The 18,603-nt window shown below is 62.0% G+C and carries 22 protein-coding genes and 1 pseudogene; 15 read left to right on the forward strand and 8 right to left on the reverse strand.

Annotation, left to right across the window (positions count from 1 at the left end; genetic code table 11):
• Nucleotides 1–2: 2 nt before the first annotated feature.
• Together B2J77_RS11435 and B2J77_RS11440 are read right to left on the reverse strand one after the other, a co-directional pair.
• Nucleotides 3–752 (reverse strand): anti-sigma factor family protein, encoded by a 750-nt coding sequence (locus tag B2J77_RS11435; RefSeq protein ID WP_058639333.1) that lies wholly within the window; start codon nucleotides 750–752, stop codon nucleotides 3–5.
• The gene (locus B2J77_RS11440) at nucleotides 749–1,270 is read right to left on the reverse strand and encodes a sigma-70 family RNA polymerase sigma factor (RefSeq protein WP_078478680.1); all 522 of its coding nucleotides are present in this window, start codon (nucleotides 1,268–1,270) and stop codon (nucleotides 749–751) included. Before B2J77_RS11440 ends, B2J77_RS11435 begins: the two co-directional genes overlap by 4 nt.
• Nucleotides 1,271–1,396: 126 nt before the next feature.
• On the opposite strand from B2J77_RS11440, the gene B2J77_RS11445 reads away from it, so the two are divergent.
• The 3 genes from B2J77_RS11445 to B2J77_RS11455 all read left to right on the forward strand — a co-directional run bounded on the left by B2J77_RS11445 (nucleotide 1,397) and on the right by B2J77_RS11455 (nucleotide 3,658).
• A complete protein-coding gene (locus B2J77_RS11445) occupies nucleotides 1,397–2,449 on the forward strand; it encodes a catalase family peroxidase (RefSeq protein ID WP_078479428.1) in 1,053 nt (350 codons plus the stop codon).
• A complete protein-coding gene (locus tag B2J77_RS11450) occupies nucleotides 2,446–2,973 on the forward strand; it encodes a cytochrome b (protein ID WP_078478681.1) in 528 nt (175 codons plus the stop codon). Before B2J77_RS11445 ends, B2J77_RS11450 begins: the two co-directional genes overlap by 4 nt.
• Nucleotides 2,974–3,112: 139 nt before the next feature.
• Nucleotides 3,113–3,658 carry a cupin domain-containing protein gene (locus B2J77_RS11455; RefSeq protein ID WP_027915556.1) on the forward strand — a complete coding sequence of 182 codons (546 nt, stop codon included), beginning with the start codon at nucleotides 3,113–3,115 and terminating at the stop codon, nucleotides 3,656–3,658.
• A gap of 50 nt (nucleotides 3,659–3,708) precedes the next feature.
• Here B2J77_RS11455 and B2J77_RS11460 read toward each other — a convergent pair whose 3' ends face one another.
• Entirely contained in the window at nucleotides 3,709–4,701 is a 993-nt protein-coding gene (locus B2J77_RS11460) for a bile acid:sodium symporter family protein (protein ID WP_058639335.1), read from the reverse strand.
• Between the two features lie 114 nt (nucleotides 4,702–4,815).
• Here B2J77_RS11460 and ampC point away from each other — a divergent pair, with 114 nt between their 5' ends.
• Both ampC and B2J77_RS11470 read left to right on the forward strand, forming a co-directional pair.
• Nucleotides 4,816–5,958 carry a class C beta-lactamase gene (ampC, locus tag B2J77_RS11465; RefSeq protein WP_078478682.1) on the forward strand — a complete coding sequence of 381 codons (1,143 nt, stop codon included), beginning with the start codon at nucleotides 4,816–4,818 and terminating at the stop codon, nucleotides 5,956–5,958.
• Nucleotides 5,959–6,255: 297 nt separating this feature from the next.
• Nucleotides 6,256–6,588 carry a hypothetical protein gene (locus B2J77_RS11470; protein WP_058605149.1) on the forward strand — a complete coding sequence of 111 codons (333 nt, stop codon included), beginning with the start codon at nucleotides 6,256–6,258 and terminating at the stop codon, nucleotides 6,586–6,588.
• Nucleotides 6,589–6,629: 41 nt separating this feature from the next.
• On the opposite strand, the gene B2J77_RS11475 is transcribed toward B2J77_RS11470, so the two are convergent.
• From B2J77_RS11475 to B2J77_RS11485, 3 genes are all read right to left on the reverse strand, one after another.
• Nucleotides 6,630–6,929, reverse strand: coding sequence for a hypothetical protein (locus B2J77_RS11475; protein WP_058639337.1), 300 nt, complete (start codon nucleotides 6,927–6,929; stop codon nucleotides 6,630–6,632).
• Between the two features lie 131 nt (nucleotides 6,930–7,060).
• A complete protein-coding gene (locus B2J77_RS11480) occupies nucleotides 7,061–7,945 on the reverse strand; it encodes an EamA family transporter (protein ID WP_078478683.1) in 885 nt (294 codons plus the stop codon).
• 190 nt (nucleotides 7,946–8,135) lie between these two features.
• Nucleotides 8,136–8,747 carry an FMN-dependent NADH-azoreductase gene (locus B2J77_RS11485; protein WP_078478684.1) on the reverse strand — a complete coding sequence of 204 codons (612 nt, stop codon included), beginning with the start codon at nucleotides 8,745–8,747 and terminating at the stop codon, nucleotides 8,136–8,138.
• A 129-nt stretch (nucleotides 8,748–8,876) separates the two neighbouring features.
• On the opposite strand from B2J77_RS11485, the gene B2J77_RS11490 reads away from it, so the two are divergent.
• Nucleotides 8,877–9,779: a LysR substrate-binding domain-containing protein gene (locus B2J77_RS11490; RefSeq protein ID WP_058639339.1), complete on the forward strand. Its 903-nt coding sequence runs from the start codon at nucleotides 8,877–8,879 to the stop codon at nucleotides 9,777–9,779.
• A gap of 73 nt (nucleotides 9,780–9,852) precedes the next feature.
• On the opposite strand, the gene B2J77_RS11495 is transcribed toward B2J77_RS11490, so the two are convergent.
• Together B2J77_RS11495 and B2J77_RS11500 are read right to left on the reverse strand one after the other, a co-directional pair.
• On the reverse strand, nucleotides 9,853–10,266 hold the full coding sequence (locus tag B2J77_RS11495; RefSeq protein ID WP_078478685.1) for a DUF1294 domain-containing protein: 414 nt from the start codon (nucleotides 10,264–10,266) through the stop codon (nucleotides 9,853–9,855).
• Complete coding sequence (locus B2J77_RS11500) at nucleotides 10,259–11,089, reverse strand: undecaprenyl-diphosphate phosphatase (protein ID WP_078479429.1); 831 nt, start codon at nucleotides 11,087–11,089, stop codon at nucleotides 10,259–10,261. Before B2J77_RS11500 ends, B2J77_RS11495 begins: the two co-directional genes overlap by 8 nt.
• A 387-nt stretch (nucleotides 11,090–11,476) precedes the next feature.
• On the opposite strand from B2J77_RS11500, the pseudogene B2J77_RS21915 reads away from it, so the two are divergent.
• The 9 genes and pseudogenes from B2J77_RS21915 to B2J77_RS11540 all read left to right on the forward strand — a co-directional run.
• Nucleotides 11,477–12,148 (forward strand): annotated as a pseudogene (locus B2J77_RS21915) (cache domain-containing protein); the annotation flags it as partial.
• 138 nt (nucleotides 12,149–12,286) lie between these two features.
• Entirely contained in the window at nucleotides 12,287–13,021 is a 735-nt protein-coding gene (locus B2J77_RS21920) for a methyl-accepting chemotaxis protein (protein ID WP_372239212.1), read from the forward strand.
• A 112-nt stretch (nucleotides 13,022–13,133) separates the two neighbouring features.
• Nucleotides 13,134–13,700, forward strand: a complete 567-nt coding sequence (pnuC, locus tag B2J77_RS11510; protein WP_058605142.1) for a nicotinamide riboside transporter PnuC — start codon at nucleotides 13,134–13,136, stop codon at nucleotides 13,698–13,700.
• Nucleotides 13,697–14,260, forward strand: a complete 564-nt coding sequence (locus B2J77_RS11515; protein WP_078478686.1) for an AAA family ATPase — start codon at nucleotides 13,697–13,699, stop codon at nucleotides 14,258–14,260. Before pnuC ends, B2J77_RS11515 begins: the two co-directional genes overlap by 4 nt.
• 290 nt (nucleotides 14,261–14,550) lie before the next feature.
• Complete coding sequence (locus tag B2J77_RS11520) at nucleotides 14,551–14,985, forward strand: hypothetical protein (RefSeq protein WP_058639343.1); 435 nt, start codon at nucleotides 14,551–14,553, stop codon at nucleotides 14,983–14,985.
• 1 nt (nucleotide 14,986) lies between these two features.
• Nucleotides 14,987–15,565 (forward strand): adhesin, encoded by a 579-nt coding sequence (locus tag B2J77_RS11525; RefSeq protein ID WP_078478687.1) that lies wholly within the window; start codon nucleotides 14,987–14,989, stop codon nucleotides 15,563–15,565.
• 49 nt (nucleotides 15,566–15,614) lie between these two features.
• Nucleotides 15,615–17,033, forward strand: a complete 1,419-nt coding sequence (locus tag B2J77_RS11530; protein WP_078478688.1) for a heme utilization protein — start codon at nucleotides 15,615–15,617, stop codon at nucleotides 17,031–17,033.
• A 60-nt stretch (nucleotides 17,034–17,093) separates the two neighbouring features.
• Nucleotides 17,094–17,774, forward strand: a complete 681-nt coding sequence (locus B2J77_RS11535; protein ID WP_058605137.1) for a C39 family peptidase — start codon at nucleotides 17,094–17,096, stop codon at nucleotides 17,772–17,774.
• 45 nt (nucleotides 17,775–17,819) lie between these two features.
• A complete protein-coding gene (locus B2J77_RS11540) occupies nucleotides 17,820–18,578 on the forward strand; it encodes a hypothetical protein (RefSeq protein WP_078478689.1) in 759 nt (252 codons plus the stop codon).
• Nucleotides 18,579–18,603: the final 25 nt, after the last annotated feature.

Below are 18,603 nucleotides of genomic sequence, written 5' to 3' on the forward strand. Positions count from 1 at the left end.
GCTCACAACGTCGTGCGCAAGGCCTCGCCGATACCCACACCGCGACCATCATCGGCAGCACTGACCAGGGCGAAATTGTAGGCGCCATGGGACCAGTATCGGGCCTGGAGCTGCCCATCGATTCGCTGCCCTTGCGGCATGCGCCGGAAGTGCTCGCCGGGTGAGCGCAGGAACAGGCTGATACGGCGCCCCGCCCCGTCCTGGAACACCACCAGCGCCGCCGGCCCTTGCTCGTTACTGAGCAGCCGGGCGCCCACCGGGGCGAACCCGTAGCCTGCCAAATCAGGCAGTTGGCCCACCTGGTGAAAGTGCGCTTGCAGCCAGGTGCGCAATTGATCGGGGTCACGCGCCTGAATATCCAGCGCTTGGCTGTCGGCGAACAATCGGTGGGCCTGCACGGCATCAGCCATGGGCTTTGCGTCGGCAAAGCTGGCATCGCGCGCCTGCCACCCGCCAAGTCCCCCAACGCCTAAGGCTAGGACGATCGCTGCAGCACTTGCCCAGCGACGCTTCAGGCGGTGTCGCGCCTGTTGGCGCAGCTGATCGCGGTCAACCCGCGGGCCCGCCAGCGGCTGCGCAAGGCCCGCCAGGCTCGTACGCAACTGGCGCGCATCGGCGCGCCAGCCTTCCACACGCTGCGCAGCCTTTGGATGATTGGCCAGCCAGGCCTGGACTTCGGCACGGCGCACCGGGTCCAGGCGGTCATCGACGTAGGCGTGAAGCTCTTCTTCGCTAGGAATAAGACGGGTCATTTCAATCTCCGCAAGGCCGGTGGTCGAGGGCTGTCCTCGGTCAATGCACGCAGGGCATCGCGCGCCCGCGACAGCCGTGACATGACAGTACCGATTGGAATACCCAACGTCTGGGCAGCCTCCTTGTAACTCAGGTCCTCAACGCTCACTAGCAACAGCAACGCGCGCTGCTCGGTCTTGAGCCGGCCAAATGCCTGCAAATCCGCCTGCGCCAGCACGATGTCCTCAAGGTTATCGCCGGCCGTTTCTTCGGCAGCGCTACTGCTGGCGAACCAGGACAGCCAGCGGGCATGCAACCGTTCTCGCCGTTTGCCATCAAGAAACAATCGATAAAGGATGGTGAAGAGCCAGGCGCGCAGGGCATCGGGATCCTGATGCTGCTGACGCCGGCTCAAGGCACGCTCGACCGTGGCCTGCACAAGGTCATCCGCACTTCCCGCCTCGCGGGTCAGCCAGAGGGCGAAGCGACGCAGTCGGGCCAGTAGCGCTCGCCATTGTTGGTCGTCCAAGTCCTGCATGGAAAGTATCCGGTCAATGATGGGGCAGTGTAGAGAACAGACGCGTTGGAGAAAAAGTTATTCCCGCTCGGGGAATAACTTTTCCAGGGCAGCGTCGTACTGGCACTTTTCGTGAAATCAACGGGACTGACCATGAACCAACCTTTGCACGGCCGGGCCAAGGCCTGGCGGCTTGCCGCAATCGGCGCGGTGATGCTGGCTGCCGGTGCGGGCTTCGCCTACAGCGCCGGCTGGCTTGGCCAATCCGCGCTCACACCACAGCGCATCATCGACACGTTCGAGGCCCAGGCTGGGCACTACCCGGGTTATCGCAAGAACCACGCTAAAGGCCTGTGCGTGAGCGGCTATTTCCAGGCCAGCGGGCAAGCGGCAAGCTTGTCGACGGCACGGGCATTCACCCAGGCGCATGTGCCGGTCACAGGCCGCCTGGCCATTGGTGGTGCCAACCCGTTTGCGCCTGACACCGGCATCCCCGTGCGCAGCCTGGCAATCGAACTCGCCACCGACGATGGGCAAGTCTGGAGGACCGGCATGAACAACCCGCCCGTTCTGGCGGTAAGTACGGCCGAGGCGTTCTACGAGCAGGTGCTGGCCAACACCCCGGACCCGGCCACGCGCAAGCCCGACCCTGCCAAGGTACAGGCCTTCTTTGCAGCCCACCCCGAGAGCGCCGCGTTCAGGCAATGGGCAGCCAGCTACAAGCCCAGCGACAGCTTCGCCAACACCCAGTACCACAGCATCAATGCATTCAAGTTGATCGATCACGACGGCCATGCCCATCCGGTGCGCTGGCAGCTTGAACCGCTCACGCCGTATACGGCCTTACCGGCGAAGGTGGACGACCCTCTGTTCCTGCAACATGACCTGCGACGACGGCTGGCGCTGGGGCCGTTGCGCTGGACCCTGCGCCTGGTACTGGCCGAACCGGACGACGCTATCGACGACCCTGCCAAGCCTTGGCCAGCGAGCCGGCGCAGCGTCAACGCAGGCACCCTGGTGCTTGAGCAGGTCGACGCACCGGAACAGGGTGCCTGCCGCGACCTCAACTTTGACCCCTTGATACTGCCCCACGGCATCGAACCCTCCGCCGACCCTATACTCGCGGCCCGGTCAGCGGCCTATTCGGAATCATTCAACCGTCGTAGCCGCGAGTCCTTGAGCACGGGAGCCCGACCATGAAACCCACCGCCTTTCATCCCGTCGCCCGCCTGCTGCACTGGTCGATGGCGTTCCTGATCCTGGCCATGCTCTTGATCGGCGTGAGCATGGTCACGGACCTGTCGGTCCGTCACCCCGTACTGGTCAGCTTGCACAAGATCACGGGGCTTGCGCTGCTGGTGCTGATCGTAGCGCGCATCATCGTGCGCCTGAGCATTCCCCATCCACCTCTGCCCCAGGACCTACCAGCCTTCCAGCGCCTGGCTGCCGGCGCTTCGCACCTGCTGCTGTACGGCCTCATGCTAGCCATGCCCTTGCTGGGGTGGGCCATGCTCTCGGCCGGCGGGTACCCTCGCCCGTTTGGCCTGCCGGCGATCGTGCCCCATGATTTGCAGCTGTATGCCGTGCTGCGCCAGGCGCACGGCTGGGGAGGCTACCTGTTGTTCGCCACGGTACTGGTACACGTGGGCGCTGCGCTGATGCACGCCTGGGTTCGCCGTGATGGGGTGCTGCGCAGCATGTGGCCAGGATCAAAGGCGGACTGAGGGCGCCGCATCTTGCCTGGCGATGGCCCGTCCGGCCTCGCTGGCAGCGGGCACCTGCAAACCGCAGCGCGCAAGCCTTGAGAGTGTGTTTTAATGCGCCTCGCTCATTATTCTTGACACCTCTTATTACAAGGCGGCTATGGACACGGGGACGCGACTCAAACTAGTGCGTGAACGCAACAACCTCTCCCAGCGAGAGTTGGCGCGCCGCAGCGGGCTCACCAACTCGACCATTTCGCAGATCGAGCAGAACCGCGTCAGCCCATCGGTCAGTTCCTTGAAAAAGCTGCTGGAGGGCATTCCGATGAGCCTGGCAGAGTTTTTCAGCTTCGATGAACCCGTGCGTGAGGAGCGTTTCGTGTTCCGGGCGGGCGAGCAGCCCGACTTGGGTCGCAACGGATTGCGCATGCTGCTGGTAGGTGCCAGCGTCGAGGGCCGGCAAATGCGCATGCTGCGCGAGCTTTACGCCCCAGGTGCCGACTCGGGCGAGCCCATCGTGCATGCCGAGGGCGAAGAGTGCGGGCTCGTCACGCGAGGCACCGTCGAGCTGTGGGTCGATGGCCAGGTCAGCGTGCTCAATGCGGGAGATGGCTACTACATCCCTACCACCCTGCCCCACAGTTTCAAGAATATTGGCCAGGACGAAGCAGAGATCATCAGCGCCAATACCCCCGCGAACTTCTGACCCAGGCGACGTGATGGTTGCAGACCACGTGAGCTGCAACCATCACCGGGTCATCGCACCGTCGGCACCTCGATATCATCCTGCTCGCGGCTCGCATAGTGTTGGGCCAGCACAGCGCAGACCATCAGCTGGATCTGGTGGAACAGCATCAATGGCAGGATCATTGCGCCGATGCCGCTTCCGACGAACAGCACCTGCGCCATCGGCACACCGGTTGCCAGGCTCTTCTTCGAGCCTGCGAACAGGATGGTGATCCGGTCTTCGAGGTTGAAACCAAGCACTTTGCCCAACAGGCTGGTCCCCACCAACACCACGGTCAGCAGGATGCCGCAAACGGCGAACAGGCCTGCCAGGTGCTGCGGCGAAACAGTGTGCCACAAGCCCGTGACCACCGCCTCGCTGAAGGCGGTGTAGACCACCAGCAGAATCGAGCCCTGGTCGACGATCTTCAGCCAGCGCGCATTGCGTTTAACCCAGGCACCGATCCAGCGGCGGGCCAGTTGCCCGGCCACGAATGGCACCAGCAACTGCAGGGTGATCTTGAGCACTGCGTCCAGACCCGAGCCGGTGTCGCCGCTGGCGCCCAGCAACAGCATCACCAGAACCGGGGTCAGGAATATGCCCAGCAGGCTGGATGCGGCTGCGCTGCAGATGGCCGCTGGCACATTACCCCGCGCCAGCGAGGTGAACGCGATGGCCGACTGGACGGTGGCAGGCAGGGCGCAAAGGTACAGCACCCCCAAGTAGAGCTCGTCTCCTACCAATGGCAGGAACAGCGGCTTGAACGCCATGCCCAGCAGCGGAAACAGCACGAACGTGCAGGAAAACACCAGCAGGTGCAGGCGCCAATGCCCCGCTCCAGCGATGATTGCCTCCCGCGAGAGCTTGGCCCCGTGCAGGAAGAACAACAAACCGATCGCCAGGTTGGTGAGCCAGCCGAAATACACCGCCCCTTGTCCTGAGCAAGGCAACACGGTGGCGATCGCTACCACTGCCAGCAAGGCAAGGGTGAAGTTGTCGAACAGCATGCGCAGGTACTTCATCACAGCTCCGTCTTGTCTTTGGGCAAGGACGGAGGATAAGGTCTAGCGCCCCCAGGCGCTAACGCCGGAACCCCTTCTGGTATCGCGCAACGGACAGTCAGCCAAGGAATCTTCATGATCTGCTCCCGCTCCGTGACCCTTGCGGTCGCCCTCACACTCGGCGCCCCCTGGTTACCCGCCTACGCCAATGACCCGCTGCGAATCAAAGTCGACACCGTCATCGGTCCCCTGATGCAGGCCCAGGGCATCAGCGGCATGGCGGTCGCGCTGTATGCGAATGGCCACGCTCATTACTTCAGCTACGGCGTCGCCAGCCGCGACAGCGGCGTGCCCGTTAGCCGCGACACCCTCTTCGAAATTGGCTCGCTGAGCAAGACATTCACCGCCACGTTGGTGGCAGTGGCCAATGCTGAAGGCCAGCTTGCCCTGGACGCCCCTGCCAAACGCTATCACCCGGCCCTGGCTGGCACTCCCCTGGGCGACGCCACCGTGCTGGACCTGGGCACCTACAGTGCCGATTGCCTGCCCTTGCAGTTTCCCAACACCGTGGAAACACCCCAGCAAGTGGTGAAGTTTTTGCGCCAATGGCAGGCCAAAGGCACGCCAGGTGCCCAACGGTGTTACTCCAACCCGAGCCTGGGCCTGTTCGGCGACCTGGCCGCCCGCGCCCAACACCAACCGTTTGCCACCTTGCTTGAGCACAACGTGCTGGAGCCCATGGGCCTGCACAGTACCTACCTGGAGGTGCCCAGTGATGCACGTAGCCTGTATGCCCAAGGCTACGATGCCAGCGACAAGCCAGTGCGCGTAAACCCTGGCCCTTATGCGCAGCAAGCCTACGGCATCAAGACCAGTGCCAGCGATCTGCTGCGTTATGTGCGCTTGAACATGCAGCCCGACGGTCTGCCTGCGCCCTTGGCCCGCGCCACCCTCATCACCCGTAGCGGCTACGCCCAGATCGGTGAAATGACACAAGGCTTAGGCTGGGAGCGTTATGCGTACCCCGTTGCACTGCGCACCCTCATCGCCGGCAATGGCCCGCAGATGATACGAGGCCCCCAGCCGGCACAACGGCTGCAGCCGCCTGCCGCCCCATTGGCGGGAGCCTGGTACAACAAGACAGGCTCCACCAATGGTTTCGGTGCCTACGCAGCGTTCGTCCCGTCTGAGGGGTTGGCCATCGTGCTTCTAGCCAACCGCAACTACCCCAACGAAGCCCGCGTGCGCGCGGCATACGAGATTCTTTCAGGGCTTTGAAATCGAGGATTGTCGAACAACTCTACGAAAATGTAGTTAGCAGAAAATATCACTACAAAATGGTTGACGCCGTTCATCGCGCTTGTGCATGATGAGGCCGTCTCCCTGATCGGGAGCCGTGGCAAGGGTGTTCCAGGCCGCCTGCGCGGTAACGCAGGCGGTCCGTGGAGAGGGAACTGTCCAAAAGGCAGCGTGAGAAAGCCCCTGTTGCAAAGCTGCAGTAGCAGCCTTGGAAACGCGCTACATCGCGATAGCGCCAACTGTGAAAATCACCTGAAACTGGGTAATGGGGGCTTTATGATGAACTTGAACGACAATCCGACCATCGATCAATTGGCCAAGCTGTTCGCCACGCGCAAGGACAGCCTTGATGACCATCTGTTGTGGGTGAGCCAAAGCGGCGAAGTGCGCCTGGACCGCTTGCCACCCAACACGATCGAAGATGAATTCCAGGAGCACCTGCCAAGCATGCGTGCGCGATTCAAGGCCTATCGCCGAGGCCAGGGCTATGTGGGCAAGAAGGCGGCTGCCGATACCGAGTTCGTCGGCCGTGTCTTGCAAACCCTGCAACAGCAATGGCCAGAGGCACGTACGCAACGTGCCGTGAAAGTGATCGAAGCGCAGTACTGACCGTCACGCTGTATCAAGCCCGGCCACCGCGCCGGGCTTTTTCATGCGCGCCTTTTGGCGTTTTTAGGTAATGGCATGGCACCTGTGGCCAACGCCCGAGCGCGCTCAACACCCCAAACCAGCGCCCGGGTCATGGTTTCCCCAGAGCGCGCAGGATAATACTCCTCCACCAGAGCCTGCCCATTGCGTGCGTAAAGGCCGAGAAACAGTTGAGTTGCGCCTTGCCTGGACAGGCGCACCTGCACATCCAGGGTGGTGCCATCGCTCAGCACTTCGTCGTGGCAGCGGCTGTGCAGTTGTGCATCGGCCCACTGCCAATAGGTTTCGTCCCTGACTCGCATCGTTTGCGGTCCTCCTTACAAAAAACGTAACCAAGGAACCATATCCGTGCCTGATAGGCGACCGTAACTGACCGACATCATGAGCTTGGTCAATCAACGCTTAAAAAAAGACAGGTAGCACTCGTAATTACTCAGGCCCTCGCAGCCTTGAGTCGCTGTCCGAGTCGGGCGCCGAACACGTTCACCAACAAGCCACTCATAACCAGCAAGGCACCCCAACCCTGGGTTTCGGTCAGGCGCTCGCCCAGCAGCAGCGCTGATGAACTCAGGCCTATGACAGGTACCAGCAGCGAAAAAGGCGCGACCTTTCCGGCCGGATGGCGCGACAACAGCGTGCTCCAGAGGCTGTAGCCCAGAATGGTGGCCACGAATGCAAGGTATGCCAGCGCGGCAATCGAGTGCCAGCCGATGTGCGTGAGCGCCTGGCTGATGCTTTCAGGCCCCTCCAACCAGCCAGAGAGCAGCAGAAAAGGCAGCGGAGGGATCAAGCCGCCCCAGATGACCAATGCCACCAAGTCTATCGACCCGAAGCGACGAGTGATGATGTTGCCCAAGCCCCACATCGCCCCGCCACACAAGGTCAGTACCAGCGCGAGCATGGGGACATGGCTACCGTCTTCGCTGCCGATCAGCGCCAGCCCACCGGCGGCCACCAGCAGCCCGAGCACGCTGGCCACGCGCAAGCGCTCGCCCAGAAACAGCGCAGCGAAGCCCAAGGTGAAGAAGGCCTGGGACTGCAGGACCAATGAAGCGAGCCCCGGTGGCATGCCGCTGGCCATGGCCTGGAACAGAAATGCAAACTGCCCCAGCGAGATGGTCGCACCGTAGGCGATCAACCAACGCCACGGCAGGTTCGGCCGCTTAATGAAGAACACCGCGGGAAAAGCCACAAGCAGAAAACGCAGCGCCCCCAGCAACATGGGTGGCAACCCATCGAGCCCGACCTTGATCACGACGAAGTTGACGCCCCAGGCGATGATTACCACCAGAGCGATGAGCAGGTCCTTGAGCGGCATTGCGGCTTCCTTCTTCAGCACTTATACATATTTCGTTACAGCATAAGGCTATTCCTCAATGAACCACCATTACAGTTGCGCCCTAGCGTTGCGCAACAGTGAGCTGTGCGGCCATCAGCAACATGCGGTTGGTACGCCCATGAAAAAGGGCCGCCTAGGCGACCCTCAATTTGCGCTGTTTCCCCTGCCTTTATGCCACCGCGAACAGATCGTTTTCGATGTGCGCCTGTGCCGCGGCAATCGCTTGGGTGCGCTGCTCCGGGCCATAAGCCAGGCCATGAGCTCGAACCACGTGCAGGTCGGTAATGCCGATGAAGCCCAGGAACACCTTGAGGAAGTCTTCGTGGCCGACCCCTGTTGGTTGATCGGCGTGCATTCCCCCTGCCGTGGAAACCAGCACCACTTTCTTGTCACCGCACAGGCCTTCTGGACCAGCCTCGGTATAACGGAAGGTCTTGCCGGCGACGGCGATGCGGTCGATCCAAGCCTTGAGTTGGGTCGGCACGCTGAAGTTGTACATTGGCGCGCCGATGACCACTGCGTCGGCGGCCAGGAACTCTTCGAGGGTCTCGGCACTGAGCTTGGCCTCGAAAGCCTGGGCCGCATCGCGCAGCTCTTCACCGGTGCCGGCAGCCATCAGGGTTGCGGCCGAGAAGTGAGCGATGGCATCGGCTGCCAGGTCGCGATAAACCACTTCAACGTTCGGCTCAGCGGCCTGCCACGCGGCGACGACTTCACGGCTCAATTGGCGCGAGGCCGAGTTGTCACCCAGGATGCTCGAATCGATGTGCAGCAGTTTCATGGGGTACTCCTGTGAAAGGGGGTAAGGCTGAATATATTCGATGAAAAGGATGTTACCTAAGTGTGTAATGGATGATAAGTGCGCCCAATCGCGCTAGTTTGTCCTACCCCTGGAACAATGAGCCGTGCCATGCAGGATTTGAACGACCTGTTTTACTTTGCCCGTGTCGTCGAAGCAGGCGGGTTCGCCGCCGCTGGACGCCAGCTCGGCATTCCGAAATCAAGGCTATCCCGCCGTATCGCCGAACTGGAGGATCGCTTGGGCATGCGCCTGCTACAGCGCACCACGCGGCAAGTGAAACTGACAGCCGTGGGCGAACGCTACCTGCATCACTGCCAAGCCATGCTCCTCGAAGCTGAAGCCGCTGAAGAGGCAGTAGCCAGCATGAGCAGTGAACCACGCGGCAGGCTACGCGTGTCCTGCCCGGTGGCCTTGGGTCATGCGTTCTTGCCGGACGTGGTAACCCGGTTTCTGCAACAGTATCCGCTCGTGCAGCTGGATCTGGTCTTGCTCAACCGTAGAGTGGACCTGATCTCTGAAGGAATAGATGTAGCGCTGCGAGTGCGCGACTTGGGCGATGAAGACCCTACGCTGGTGACCAGGCGACTGTGTCAGGCACAGATGCAACTGGTAGCCGCGCCCGGTTTCGCCCCCCAGGTGCGCACGCCTGAGCAGCTGGCCGACCTGCCGGTGCTGGGTGCACCCGAGGCCGACCGCCTGGTACACCTGAGGCTGCAGGGGCCAGGGGGCCAACAACGCGCCTTGGCGCTCGAACCCAGGCTGTCAGTGGACGATTTCGTGGTACGTAATGCAGCTGTACGCGCTGGCCTGGGCTTCACCGCCCTGCCCAGCCTGTTTTGTGAAGAGCAGCTCCAACGCGGTGAACTCGTTAGATTACTTCCGGACTGGTCCTTGCCAGGCGGCTACCTGCAGGCGGTTTACCCGCACCGACGCGGTGTCACGCCTGCGGTGCGGGTATGGATCGACCATTTGGCCGCCTCATTCGAAACGTGCGGGGAACGTTACGTGTGACACATCACTGAGCCCAACCCGAGTGGCCGGGACTTCAATGGGGGCGCTCGCCCCCATTCGTGATACAGCGGCTTCACCCCAACGCTGCAGCTCGCCCTTGAAAGAACAGCCAATACGCCCAGGCGGCCTGGTGCACGACCACGATGGCCCAGAACTTGACCTGGTAAGGCACCTTGCGTGTCTTGTGCCGGAACACCTGCTGCGCCAGCAGAGCCCCAGGCCAGCCACCGAACAGTTCTACACCATGCAGCAGCTTCTCCGGGGTGCGTCGCGCTTGGCTGCGGGCCTGGGACTTGTCGCGCCAATAGAGCAACACAGTGAGCAGACTCATCACAGGGTACACCACCAGCGGCCACCACGCCTGCGCGTCGAAGGCCAGGCACGCGACGCCCAACACCGGCAGCACACACAGCAGCCCCAGCAGCACTCCCTTGAACTTGGCATTGCGTATCCGTGTCGGGCGCTGGCGGTCTGACTGCTCATCCATGAGCGACGGTCCAGTCGACCCAGCCAAACAGCCAGCTCGCCAGGATCAGCATGCCGAAGACGATCCGATACCAGGCAAAGGCTGCATAACTGTGGTTGGCGATGAATTTCAGCAGACCGCGTACGGCGATCATCGCGAAGATGAACGAGGTGACGAAGCCCAGCGCAAAGACCGGCAGATCATCGGGCTGGAACAGATGACGGTACTTGTAACCCGAATACACGGCAGCCCCCACCATCGTCGGCATCGCCAGAAAGAAGGAAAACTCCGTCGCGGCAGTACGCGACAGGCCAAACAGCAGGCCGCCGATGATGGTCGAGCCGGAACGCGAGGTCCCCGGGATCATGGCCAGACACTGCACGAAACCGATTTTAAGCGCGTGGCTCCAGTGCATCTCGTCGACATGAGTCACCTGAACCCTGTGTTGGCGTCGCTCGGCCCAGAGCATGACCACCCCACCCAGTACCAGCGCAGCTGCCACGGTGACAGCGTTGAACAAGTACTCATGAATCAGGTCGGCGAACAATACACCCAATACCAACGCCGGCAGGAAGGCCAACAGCAAGTTGCCGGTGAAGCGCTGCGCTCTGGGCTGATTCGGCAACCCACGGACCACAGCGAATATTTTGCCGCGAAACTCCCACATCACCGCCAGGATGGCGGCCAGCTGAATGATGATGTTGAAGGCCATCGCCCGCTCACCTGTGAAACCGATGAGGTCGGCAACGATGATCTGGTGGCCAGTACTGGAAATCGGCAGGAACTCCGTCAGCCCTTCCACCACGCCCAGTATGATTGCCTGAAAGGCCGTCCAAAAATCCATCATTCCCCCGATGGAGCCTGCTCGTGGCAAGCTCCTTGTTCTTGATTTGCCTGAATATTGCCGCACGCGGCCCGGCTGTTTTACAGCGTCTGTTGGTCGCAAAGCCAGTGGAAAAGTTCACGGTTACTAAAGGTTTCATCTTGCGCGGCCGAAATGCTGGCAGAGCTCCTTTGCACTGTCATGACGTGGCAGGCAACAGACTCCACGGCACATGGCACTTAGCCATTGGTCGAGTGGGTCCATGGCCGCAGGCGTGCTTGGATGCAGGTGAGAACAAGAACAAATGGAGCATGCGCAATGAAGACGCTAAGATCGATGTCGATCAGCAGCCGTTTATGGCTGATCCTGATAGTGGCCATAGCCATGCTGTTGGTGCTTGGTCTGCTGATGCTGCGCCAGATCCACGGCGACTTGTACCAAGCCAAGGCAGAGAAAACCCGGCATGTGGTGGAAACGGCCACAGGTGTACTGGCGCATTTCCAACAGCTGGAGGCCGCCGGTACCTTGAGCCGTGACGCGGCCCAGCAACAAGCCCTGCAAGTGGTAAGGGCGTTGCGCTATGACCATGACGACTACTTCTGGATCAACGACCTGACCCCGCGCATGATCATGCATCCGGCCAATCCCAAGCTCGACGGCCAGGACCTTTCGGGCATTCGCGATCCGGATGGCTTTGCCGTATTCAACGAAATGGTCGCGCTGGCGCGCCAGCAGGAGGCTGGGCCCGTGAATTACCGCTGGCCCAAGCCAGGGGCTAGCGAACCTGTTGCCAAGACATCCTACATCCAGCTGTTCAAGCCCTGGGGCTGGATCATCGGCTCTGGGGTCTACGTTGACGACGTACAGACCGAGTTCGCTCGCCAGCTGCGTGACGCTTCGCTGCTGGGCATGGCGATCGCGCTGCTGATGGGCCTGATGGTCTGGGTGATCGCACGCAGCATTGCCCGCCCGCTACAGGAAGCCGTGCAGGCCATGGGCAATATCGCCAGCGGCGAAAGCGACCTGACCCGGCGCCTGGACACCCACGGGCGCGATGAACTCAGTCAGCTGGGCGAGCACTTCAACCGCTTCAACGGCAAGCTGCAAGGGGTGATCGGGCAATTACAAAGTGCGGCGCATGCGCTGGCCAGATCAGCCGACCATGTAGGCGACAATGCCGGTGCGGCGCAACAGCAAAGCGCCCAACAATCCCTGCAGATGGACCAGGTGGCAACGGCCGTGAACGAGGTGACCTACGCCGTGCAGGATGTGGCCAAGACCGCCGAGCAGGCCGCCGGGGAAATGCACTGCGCTCAGCAACAGGTCGCCCATGGGCAGCAGGCGATCCATGGCAGCCTGGCCCAGATCGATCGGTTGTCCATCACCATCGAACAGGCGGTGCAAGTAATCCGTGACCTGGCCGGGCACAGTACCCGTATTGGCGGCGTGCTGGACGTGATCCGCTCGATTGCAGAACAAACCAATCTGCTGGCGCTTAACGCGGCGATCGAAGCCGCTCGCGCAGGCGAACAAGGCAGGGGTTTTGCCGTGGTAGCCGATGAGGTGCGCCTGCTGGCGCAGCGCACGGCCCAGTCCACGGCCGAGATCCACATCATGATCGAACACTTGCAGAGCCAGTCCGATGCCGCCGTCAAGGCGATCGACACCAGCAGCGAGGCCTCACGGCAAACCGTCACGCAAGCCCGCGAAGCAGGCGCCAGCCTAGATGCGATCAACCAGGCTCTGCACACCCTGACAGCGTTGAATGCCTCTATTGCCAGCGCTACCCTGCAGCAGTCCCACGTGGTCGAGGACATCAACCGCAACGTGCTGGACACGGCAGGCCTCTCGCAGCAGGCGGCCGAGGCGGCACGCCAGTCCAGTGAGGCCGGCGTGGCGCTGGGCCGCCTCAGCCAGGACCTGGAACAACTGCTGCGCCAGTTCAGGGTCTGAAGCCGACACCGGCTCAGGGCTGCTAGACGGCCCTGATCCCGGCAACGCTCTACACCTTCCTTGAGCTAACCGCTACAATCGCGCCCCTCCCTGAAATCTCCAAGGATCGCCGATGTCCGGCCTTGAACTCATCGCCGCCGTCCTCGGCGTCATCGCTGTGTGGCTCACGGTCAAGCAGAACGCCTGGTGCTGGCCCCTCGGCCTGATCATGGTGCTGATCTATGCCTGGCTATTTTATGAGGTCAAGCTCTATTCGGGGATGCTGCTCCAAGTTGCCTATGCGCTGTTACAACTGTATGGCTGGTGGCAGTGGAAGCGCCCTGAACGGCAAGACGCGGCACGCCAGGTATCGAGCTTACGGCCCGGCGCGCTGGTCATCCACCTGGGCCTGGGCGTACTGCTTAGCGCAGCATTGGGTACTGCCATGGCCACCTGGACCGATGCCGCCCTGCCCTGGCTGGATGCCAGCCTGACCGGCTTTAGCTTGGTGGCCCAGCTGTGGATGGCGCAAAAGCGCTTGCAATGCTGGCCCCTGTGGGTCGTGGTGGACATCATCTATGTCGGGCAGTACCTGCACCAGCACTTGTATTTCACCGCGGCGCTGTTTGCGGTGCTCACCCTCATTGCCCTGCGCGGATGGCTGGAATGGCACCGGGACCCGGCGTTGGTGAAGCCATGAGCGCTGTCACGAGCACCCAGGTTGTGGTGCTGTGCGGCCCCGAATCCAGTGGCAAGAGCTGGCTCAGCGGCCAGATCCAGGCGCGTTTCGGAGGGCTGGTGGTGGGTGAGTACGTGCGTCATTTCATCGACCAGCACTGCCGCGACACGTGCTACGCCGACATCCCCAGCATCGCCCGTGGGCAGTTGGCCTGGGAAGACGCTGCACGCGCAGCCTCGCCGTCGCTGTTGATTCTGGACACCCACCTGCTCAGCAACATGCTCTGGAGCCAGACCTTGTTCGGCGATTGCCCACCTTGGCTGGAGCAGGCTCTGCTCGATCGTCACTACGACCTGCACCTGCTTCTCAGCCCAGAGGGCGTACCCTGGGTTGCCGATGGCCAGCGCACCCAACCAGATGTGCGAGAGCGCCAGCAGTTTTTCGAGGCAAGCCTGCACTGGCTGCAAGACCACGATCAGCCTTATCACATCATCGAAGGTGACTGGGCGACACGTCAGGCCCTGGCGCTGGAACTGGTCGCCTCGACGCTGCGGGGCTCTGAGCCGGTGTTAAGCCTCTGACACACCCCGGCTGTTGCCAACCCCGCAAGCATGCGGCTTACGCGGTGAGCTCCGATAAGTGTCACGCCACCGATACACTGCCTGTCATTCCAATCAAACCCAGCCCTAGAGGTGACCGCTTGGTCATCAGTCAATAGTCGTTGTATCAGCACTGACACAACGCAGCCCTACACGACAGCTTTCATCGCGCTAACCCCCTGAAATACAACGACTTCTCAAAAGCGGCACGGCTTCTGCTCTTGCTAGCGCAACGCTGAACAAGGCCAGCGGCTGAAGAAGGAATTGCCGTCGTGAGGAACATCGACAAACGCCTGGGTTACCTGTTGCTGCTGGGGTGCGCGATCAGCTCGCTCAGCGCGACCGCCCAAGCCGACAATGGCACCATCGTCATTACCCGCGACGTGCAGACACGCAATGCCGTGATTCCCCCACTGCGTCCGGACCCCACACCCACCACCGTCAATGCCAACCCGGTCAATCATGTGCTGCGCCAGACCAACGAGTTGAGCGATGGCGACTTCGCCAGCATCAGCAGCGGCTCAGGCATCAACGCCCTGATCACCCAACACACCGATCACCTGGGCAGCAACCTTGGCCACCAGAGCCAGTTGCCCAACCTCTCTGGCGGGCGTGGAGCAGGGTCGGGCAACGGGATCTCCAACATGGTCAATTCGAGCGTGCAGAAAGGCCTCGCGCCCCTGCAGATCCTGACGGGGGGCAAATGACATGAAGCCTGCCCTGCTCGTCATCACCCTGCTGTGCAGCGCCTCTGCCATGGCCCAGCCACCGACTGCCATCAGCAACAGCGCCACCATCGACGACGCCGGCCGTGCCTATCAGGGCAACATGACGGTTAACCAGGCCGCCGGGGACATGCAGCAGCAGGCCAATGCCCGGGCCTTCGCCCTTGGCCACGGCGCCAGTGCCACGACCCAGATCCGGCAACGGCTCAATACGCCTGCGCACGCTCCCATGGATACCCAAGCCCGCATTGGCGGCGCCTCGTTCAGCCACGGTAATGGCGCGCTTGGCGTCAACCAGAGCGCCGGTGCCGGCACCCAGCAGGCCAACGCCCTGCGCATCAGCGTCGGAACACAACCGCAAAGCATCGACGACAGCGTCCTCCTGAAACAGAACGTGACGCTGCTCAACACCTTTGACTCAGCTGCTACCCCGACAGGTCATCGCCAGGTCACCACCAGTGACCAGGCGTTCACCGGTGGCCGTGGCGTGGTTCAGCTGAATCAGAGTGCCGGGGTGGGAAACCGCATGGCCAACACCTTGAGCATACGAGTCGCCGACTGACCGTTTGAGTCATGAACGACACTTAACCTTTAGAGTACGGAGAATCACCATGAAACCTTCGATGGCACTCAAGCCTCTGGTTTTCGCAATTGCTGCGGTCATGGCCGTTGCTGTACAAGCCGATCAGAACCGTCGCAGCTACAACGGCAACAGCACCACCTGGCTGCCTATCTCGGCCAAGGCCGATGCGCTGGACACCCAGCGTAGCACCGGCAACACCATCACCAACCAGGGCACCGTGAACGAAGCTGAAATGAGCAGCTCGGCAACTGGCGCCAGTGGCAACGTGGGTGTCAACGTGGCGTCTGGTAACGGTAACCAGCAGGGCAACGCGTCGGCCATCGCCAACGCCGCTGCCGACTCTACCCTGGACAACAGTTTCGTCTTCGGCACCGCGCAAGCCAATGCTGACGTCAGCCAGTACAGCAACAACAACCGTGTCGACAACTGGTCGACCCAGTCTTCGGCGGTGATGAGCGGCTCTGGCGAAGGCAGCTCGGGCAACGTAGGCATCAACATTGCCGGCGGCGACCTGAACCAGCAGAAAAACAGCATGGCCATCGCCAATACCAATGCCGGTATCGGCAACGCCACGGCTACGGCCAAGGCCGACCAGAACGGTCCTGGGCTTGTGGTCAACAATGGGGCCGACCGCACTTACCGTGTCGATACCCTGACCTTCACCACCTCGGCCACCGGTTCCAGCTCGCGTGAAGGTACGCTGAACTCGACCGATGACCGCAGTGCCTCGTCCAGCTTCAACCTGGCGGGCTCGCAAAGTGCCAGCTCCAGCGGCTCCAGCGGCTGGAATGCGAGTGGTTCGAGTGCCAATAACGCCAGCGGCTCCAACAGTGCCAGTGCCAGTGGCTCCAACAGCTGGGGCATGAACGGTTCGGCCAGCGGCAGCGCCAGCGCTTCGAGCAGCGCCAGCCTCAGTGCCAGCCTGGCAGCGGCTGCCGATGCCACGCGTACCCTGACCCTGACCAACGGTGATCGCGAGCGCACCCGCACCAGCAGCGTCGACGGTTCACTCAATGCATCCCTGGATGCCTCGGTAAACACCTCGCAGCAAAGTGCCTACGACTCTTCGTTCGAGAAAGCCTTCGACTCCAACTACGACAAGTCGAGCGAGTCGGCCTATAACCATTCGCGGGACTCGTCGTACACCAAGTCCCATGACTCGTCCTACGAGAACGCTTCGGCTTCGGCGTTTGAAAAGTCTGGCGAAACCTCCAGTCAGTCCTCCAACGACGTGGCCAAGAGCTACAGCGAAAGCAGCGCTTACGACTTGAGCAATACCGTGTCCTTCCAAGTGCTGACCCCGACCGGCTGGGCCAACCCTGTGACCAACACTGCAACCCTTAGCGGTTCGGTCAATGGCGGCAGCGGCAACCTGGGCGTGAACGTGGCGGCCGGTGTCGGCAACCAGCAGAGCAACTCGCTGGCTATCTCCAATACCTCGTTCTGATGCCAGACCCAAGGCCCCCTTTCAGGGGGCCTATCTTCAACGCATCCAAAGGCGTCGATCATGCGCGTATTCGCCCTGGCGTTCCTGCTGTGCCTGGCCAGCATGGGTCAAGCAGCCCAGATGCCCCTGTCCGTCCTGCCCGGCGGTGCGGTGGTGTTCAAGCCCATCCAGAGCATGCGCGAACGCAAGTTCGCCGACTTGGTGCAACAGAAGACCGACTTCAGCTGCGGCGCTGCCGCGCTGGCAACCATCCTGCGTCAGGCCTACTGGCTGGACGTGGACGAACACCAGATCATCGAAGGCATGCTGACCCATGCCGACCAGGACCTGGTCCGCACCCAGGGGTTTTCGATGCTCGACATGAAGCGCTACGTGGAAAGCCTGGGCATGCGCGCCCGGGGATACCGGGTGGCACCCGAGACCCTTAACAGCGTACGAATCCCGGTGGTGGTGCTGATGGACATCCGCGGCTACAAGCATTTTGTGGTCATGCAGAAGGTCGACCGCGGCTGGGTCTACATCGGCGATCCGGTGTTGGGGCACAAGCGCTACAGAACCGAGGACTTCCTCAAGGGCTGGAACGGCATCATCTTCGCGGTGATCGGCCAGGGCTACGACAAGCACAACGCCCTGCTCGACCCTCCGTTGCCGCTGACGGCCAAAGGCCGCCTGGACGGCTTCACGCCGGTCAAGGATGCCGATCTGCTGGACTACGGCTTCATTCGAAGCGATTTCTTCTAACGCCTCTTCCAAGAACAAGGTGCATGATGCGCCGGGGAGCATTGCATGAAGACCCCTACCTGGTTGGTGCTGGCCTGCATGACGGCCTGCCTGCCTGTCCACGCCGAAGTGCTGCACCCCATCGAGCTCAAGGACCAGGAGCTGGCGAGCTTGCGTGGGCGCTACGTGATGCCGGGCCGAATCGTGAGTTTTGGCATCGTCATGAGCAGCACCTGGCAGAACGCGCGCGGTGAAGTGATAGGCGCCAGCAGCACCTTGCAGGTGCAAGAGGCCACGATCAAGCCGCAGTTCTATGTCTCGCTAATCGATGAGCACGGCGCGCCGACGGCCCAGGGAGGTGCCCAGCCGGTCGCCCAAGGCAGCGGCACGGTGAGCGGCGGTGCCGGGCTCGGCACCACCCAGGGAGTGACCCAGGTGGTCCGCGCGGCCGGCGACGACAACAGTGCGAACAACACTGTAAACGTCAACGTGACCAAGGCCGATCAGGCCCCCGCCGTGCAGCCCCATGGCCAGGTCTTGGCCGCTGGGCAGACGCTGATGGCCGAGAACGGTGCCGGCGCGCTGAGCGTATCGTCCACAGGCGTGGGCGTACAAATGAACATAGACGCCAACGCCAACCAGGGCAGCAGCGTGCAGCGCCTGGCCCAGGGCGGGTTGATGCAGAACACCACCGTGCTTGGCAATGGCAACCTGGTGAACAACGTCACCTCCCTGAACGTGGTCATGCGCCAGAACCTGCCGACTGCCGCTTCGCTAAATGGCAGCCTGGACCAGCTCAAAGGGCTTCGCTCTGTCGGATACTGATCTACGCTCAGTCTCATCACAGCAG

This window comes from Pseudomonas parafulva, from assembly GCF_002021815.1.
Classification (GTDB): Bacteria; Pseudomonadota; Gammaproteobacteria; order Pseudomonadales; family Pseudomonadaceae; genus Aquipseudomonas; species Aquipseudomonas parafulva_B.

Coding starts and splice junctions, on each gene's coding strand:
- B2J77_RS11480 (WP_078478683.1), bottom strand. CDS start 7,945: ATGCCGCTCAAGGACCTGCTCATCGCTCTGGTGGTAATCATCGCCTGG.
- B2J77_RS11470 (WP_058605149.1), top strand. CDS start 6,256: ATGATGAACTTGAACGACAATCCGACCATCGATCAATTGGCCAAGCTG.
- B2J77_RS11500 (WP_078479429.1), bottom strand. CDS start 11,089: ATGGATTTTTGGACGGCCTTTCAGGCAATCATACTGGGCGTGGTGGAA.
- B2J77_RS11450 (WP_078478681.1), top strand. CDS start 2,446: ATGAAACCCACCGCCTTTCATCCCGTCGCCCGCCTGCTGCACTGGTCG.
- B2J77_RS11525 (WP_078478687.1), top strand. CDS start 14,987: ATGAAGCCTGCCCTGCTCGTCATCACCCTGCTGTGCAGCGCCTCTGCC.
- B2J77_RS11515 (WP_078478686.1), top strand. CDS start 13,697: ATGAGCGCTGTCACGAGCACCCAGGTTGTGGTGCTGTGCGGCCCCGAA.
- B2J77_RS11440 (WP_078478680.1), bottom strand. CDS start 1,270: ATGCAGGACTTGGACGACCAACAATGGCGAGCGCTACTGGCCCGACTG.
- pnuC (WP_058605142.1), top strand. CDS start 13,134: ATGTCCGGCCTTGAACTCATCGCCGCCGTCCTCGGCGTCATCGCTGTG.
- B2J77_RS11490 (WP_058639339.1), top strand. CDS start 8,877: ATGCAGGATTTGAACGACCTGTTTTACTTTGCCCGTGTCGTCGAAGCA.
- B2J77_RS11530 (WP_078478688.1), top strand. CDS start 15,615: ATGAAACCTTCGATGGCACTCAAGCCTCTGGTTTTCGCAATTGCTGCG.
- B2J77_RS11495 (WP_078478685.1), bottom strand. CDS start 10,266: ATGGATGAGCAGTCAGACCGCCAGCGCCCGACACGGATACGCAATGCC.
- B2J77_RS11485 (WP_078478684.1), bottom strand. CDS start 8,747: ATGAAACTGCTGCACATCGATTCGAGCATCCTGGGTGACAACTCGGCC.
- ampC (WP_078478682.1), top strand. CDS start 4,816: ATGATCTGCTCCCGCTCCGTGACCCTTGCGGTCGCCCTCACACTCGGC.
- B2J77_RS11535 (WP_058605137.1), top strand. CDS start 17,094: ATGCGCGTATTCGCCCTGGCGTTCCTGCTGTGCCTGGCCAGCATGGGT.
- B2J77_RS11455 (WP_027915556.1), top strand. CDS start 3,113: ATGGACACGGGGACGCGACTCAAACTAGTGCGTGAACGCAACAACCTC.
- B2J77_RS21920 (WP_372239212.1), top strand. CDS start 12,287: ATGGACCAGGTGGCAACGGCCGTGAACGAGGTGACCTACGCCGTGCAG.
- B2J77_RS11460 (WP_058639335.1), bottom strand. CDS start 4,701: ATGAAGTACCTGCGCATGCTGTTCGACAACTTCACCCTTGCCTTGCTG.
- B2J77_RS11475 (WP_058639337.1), bottom strand. CDS start 6,929: ATGCGAGTCAGGGACGAAACCTATTGGCAGTGGGCCGATGCACAACTG.
- B2J77_RS11540 (WP_078478689.1), top strand. CDS start 17,820: ATGAAGACCCCTACCTGGTTGGTGCTGGCCTGCATGACGGCCTGCCTG.
- B2J77_RS11435 (WP_058639333.1), bottom strand. CDS start 752: ATGACCCGTCTTATTCCTAGCGAAGAAGAGCTTCACGCCTACGTCGAT.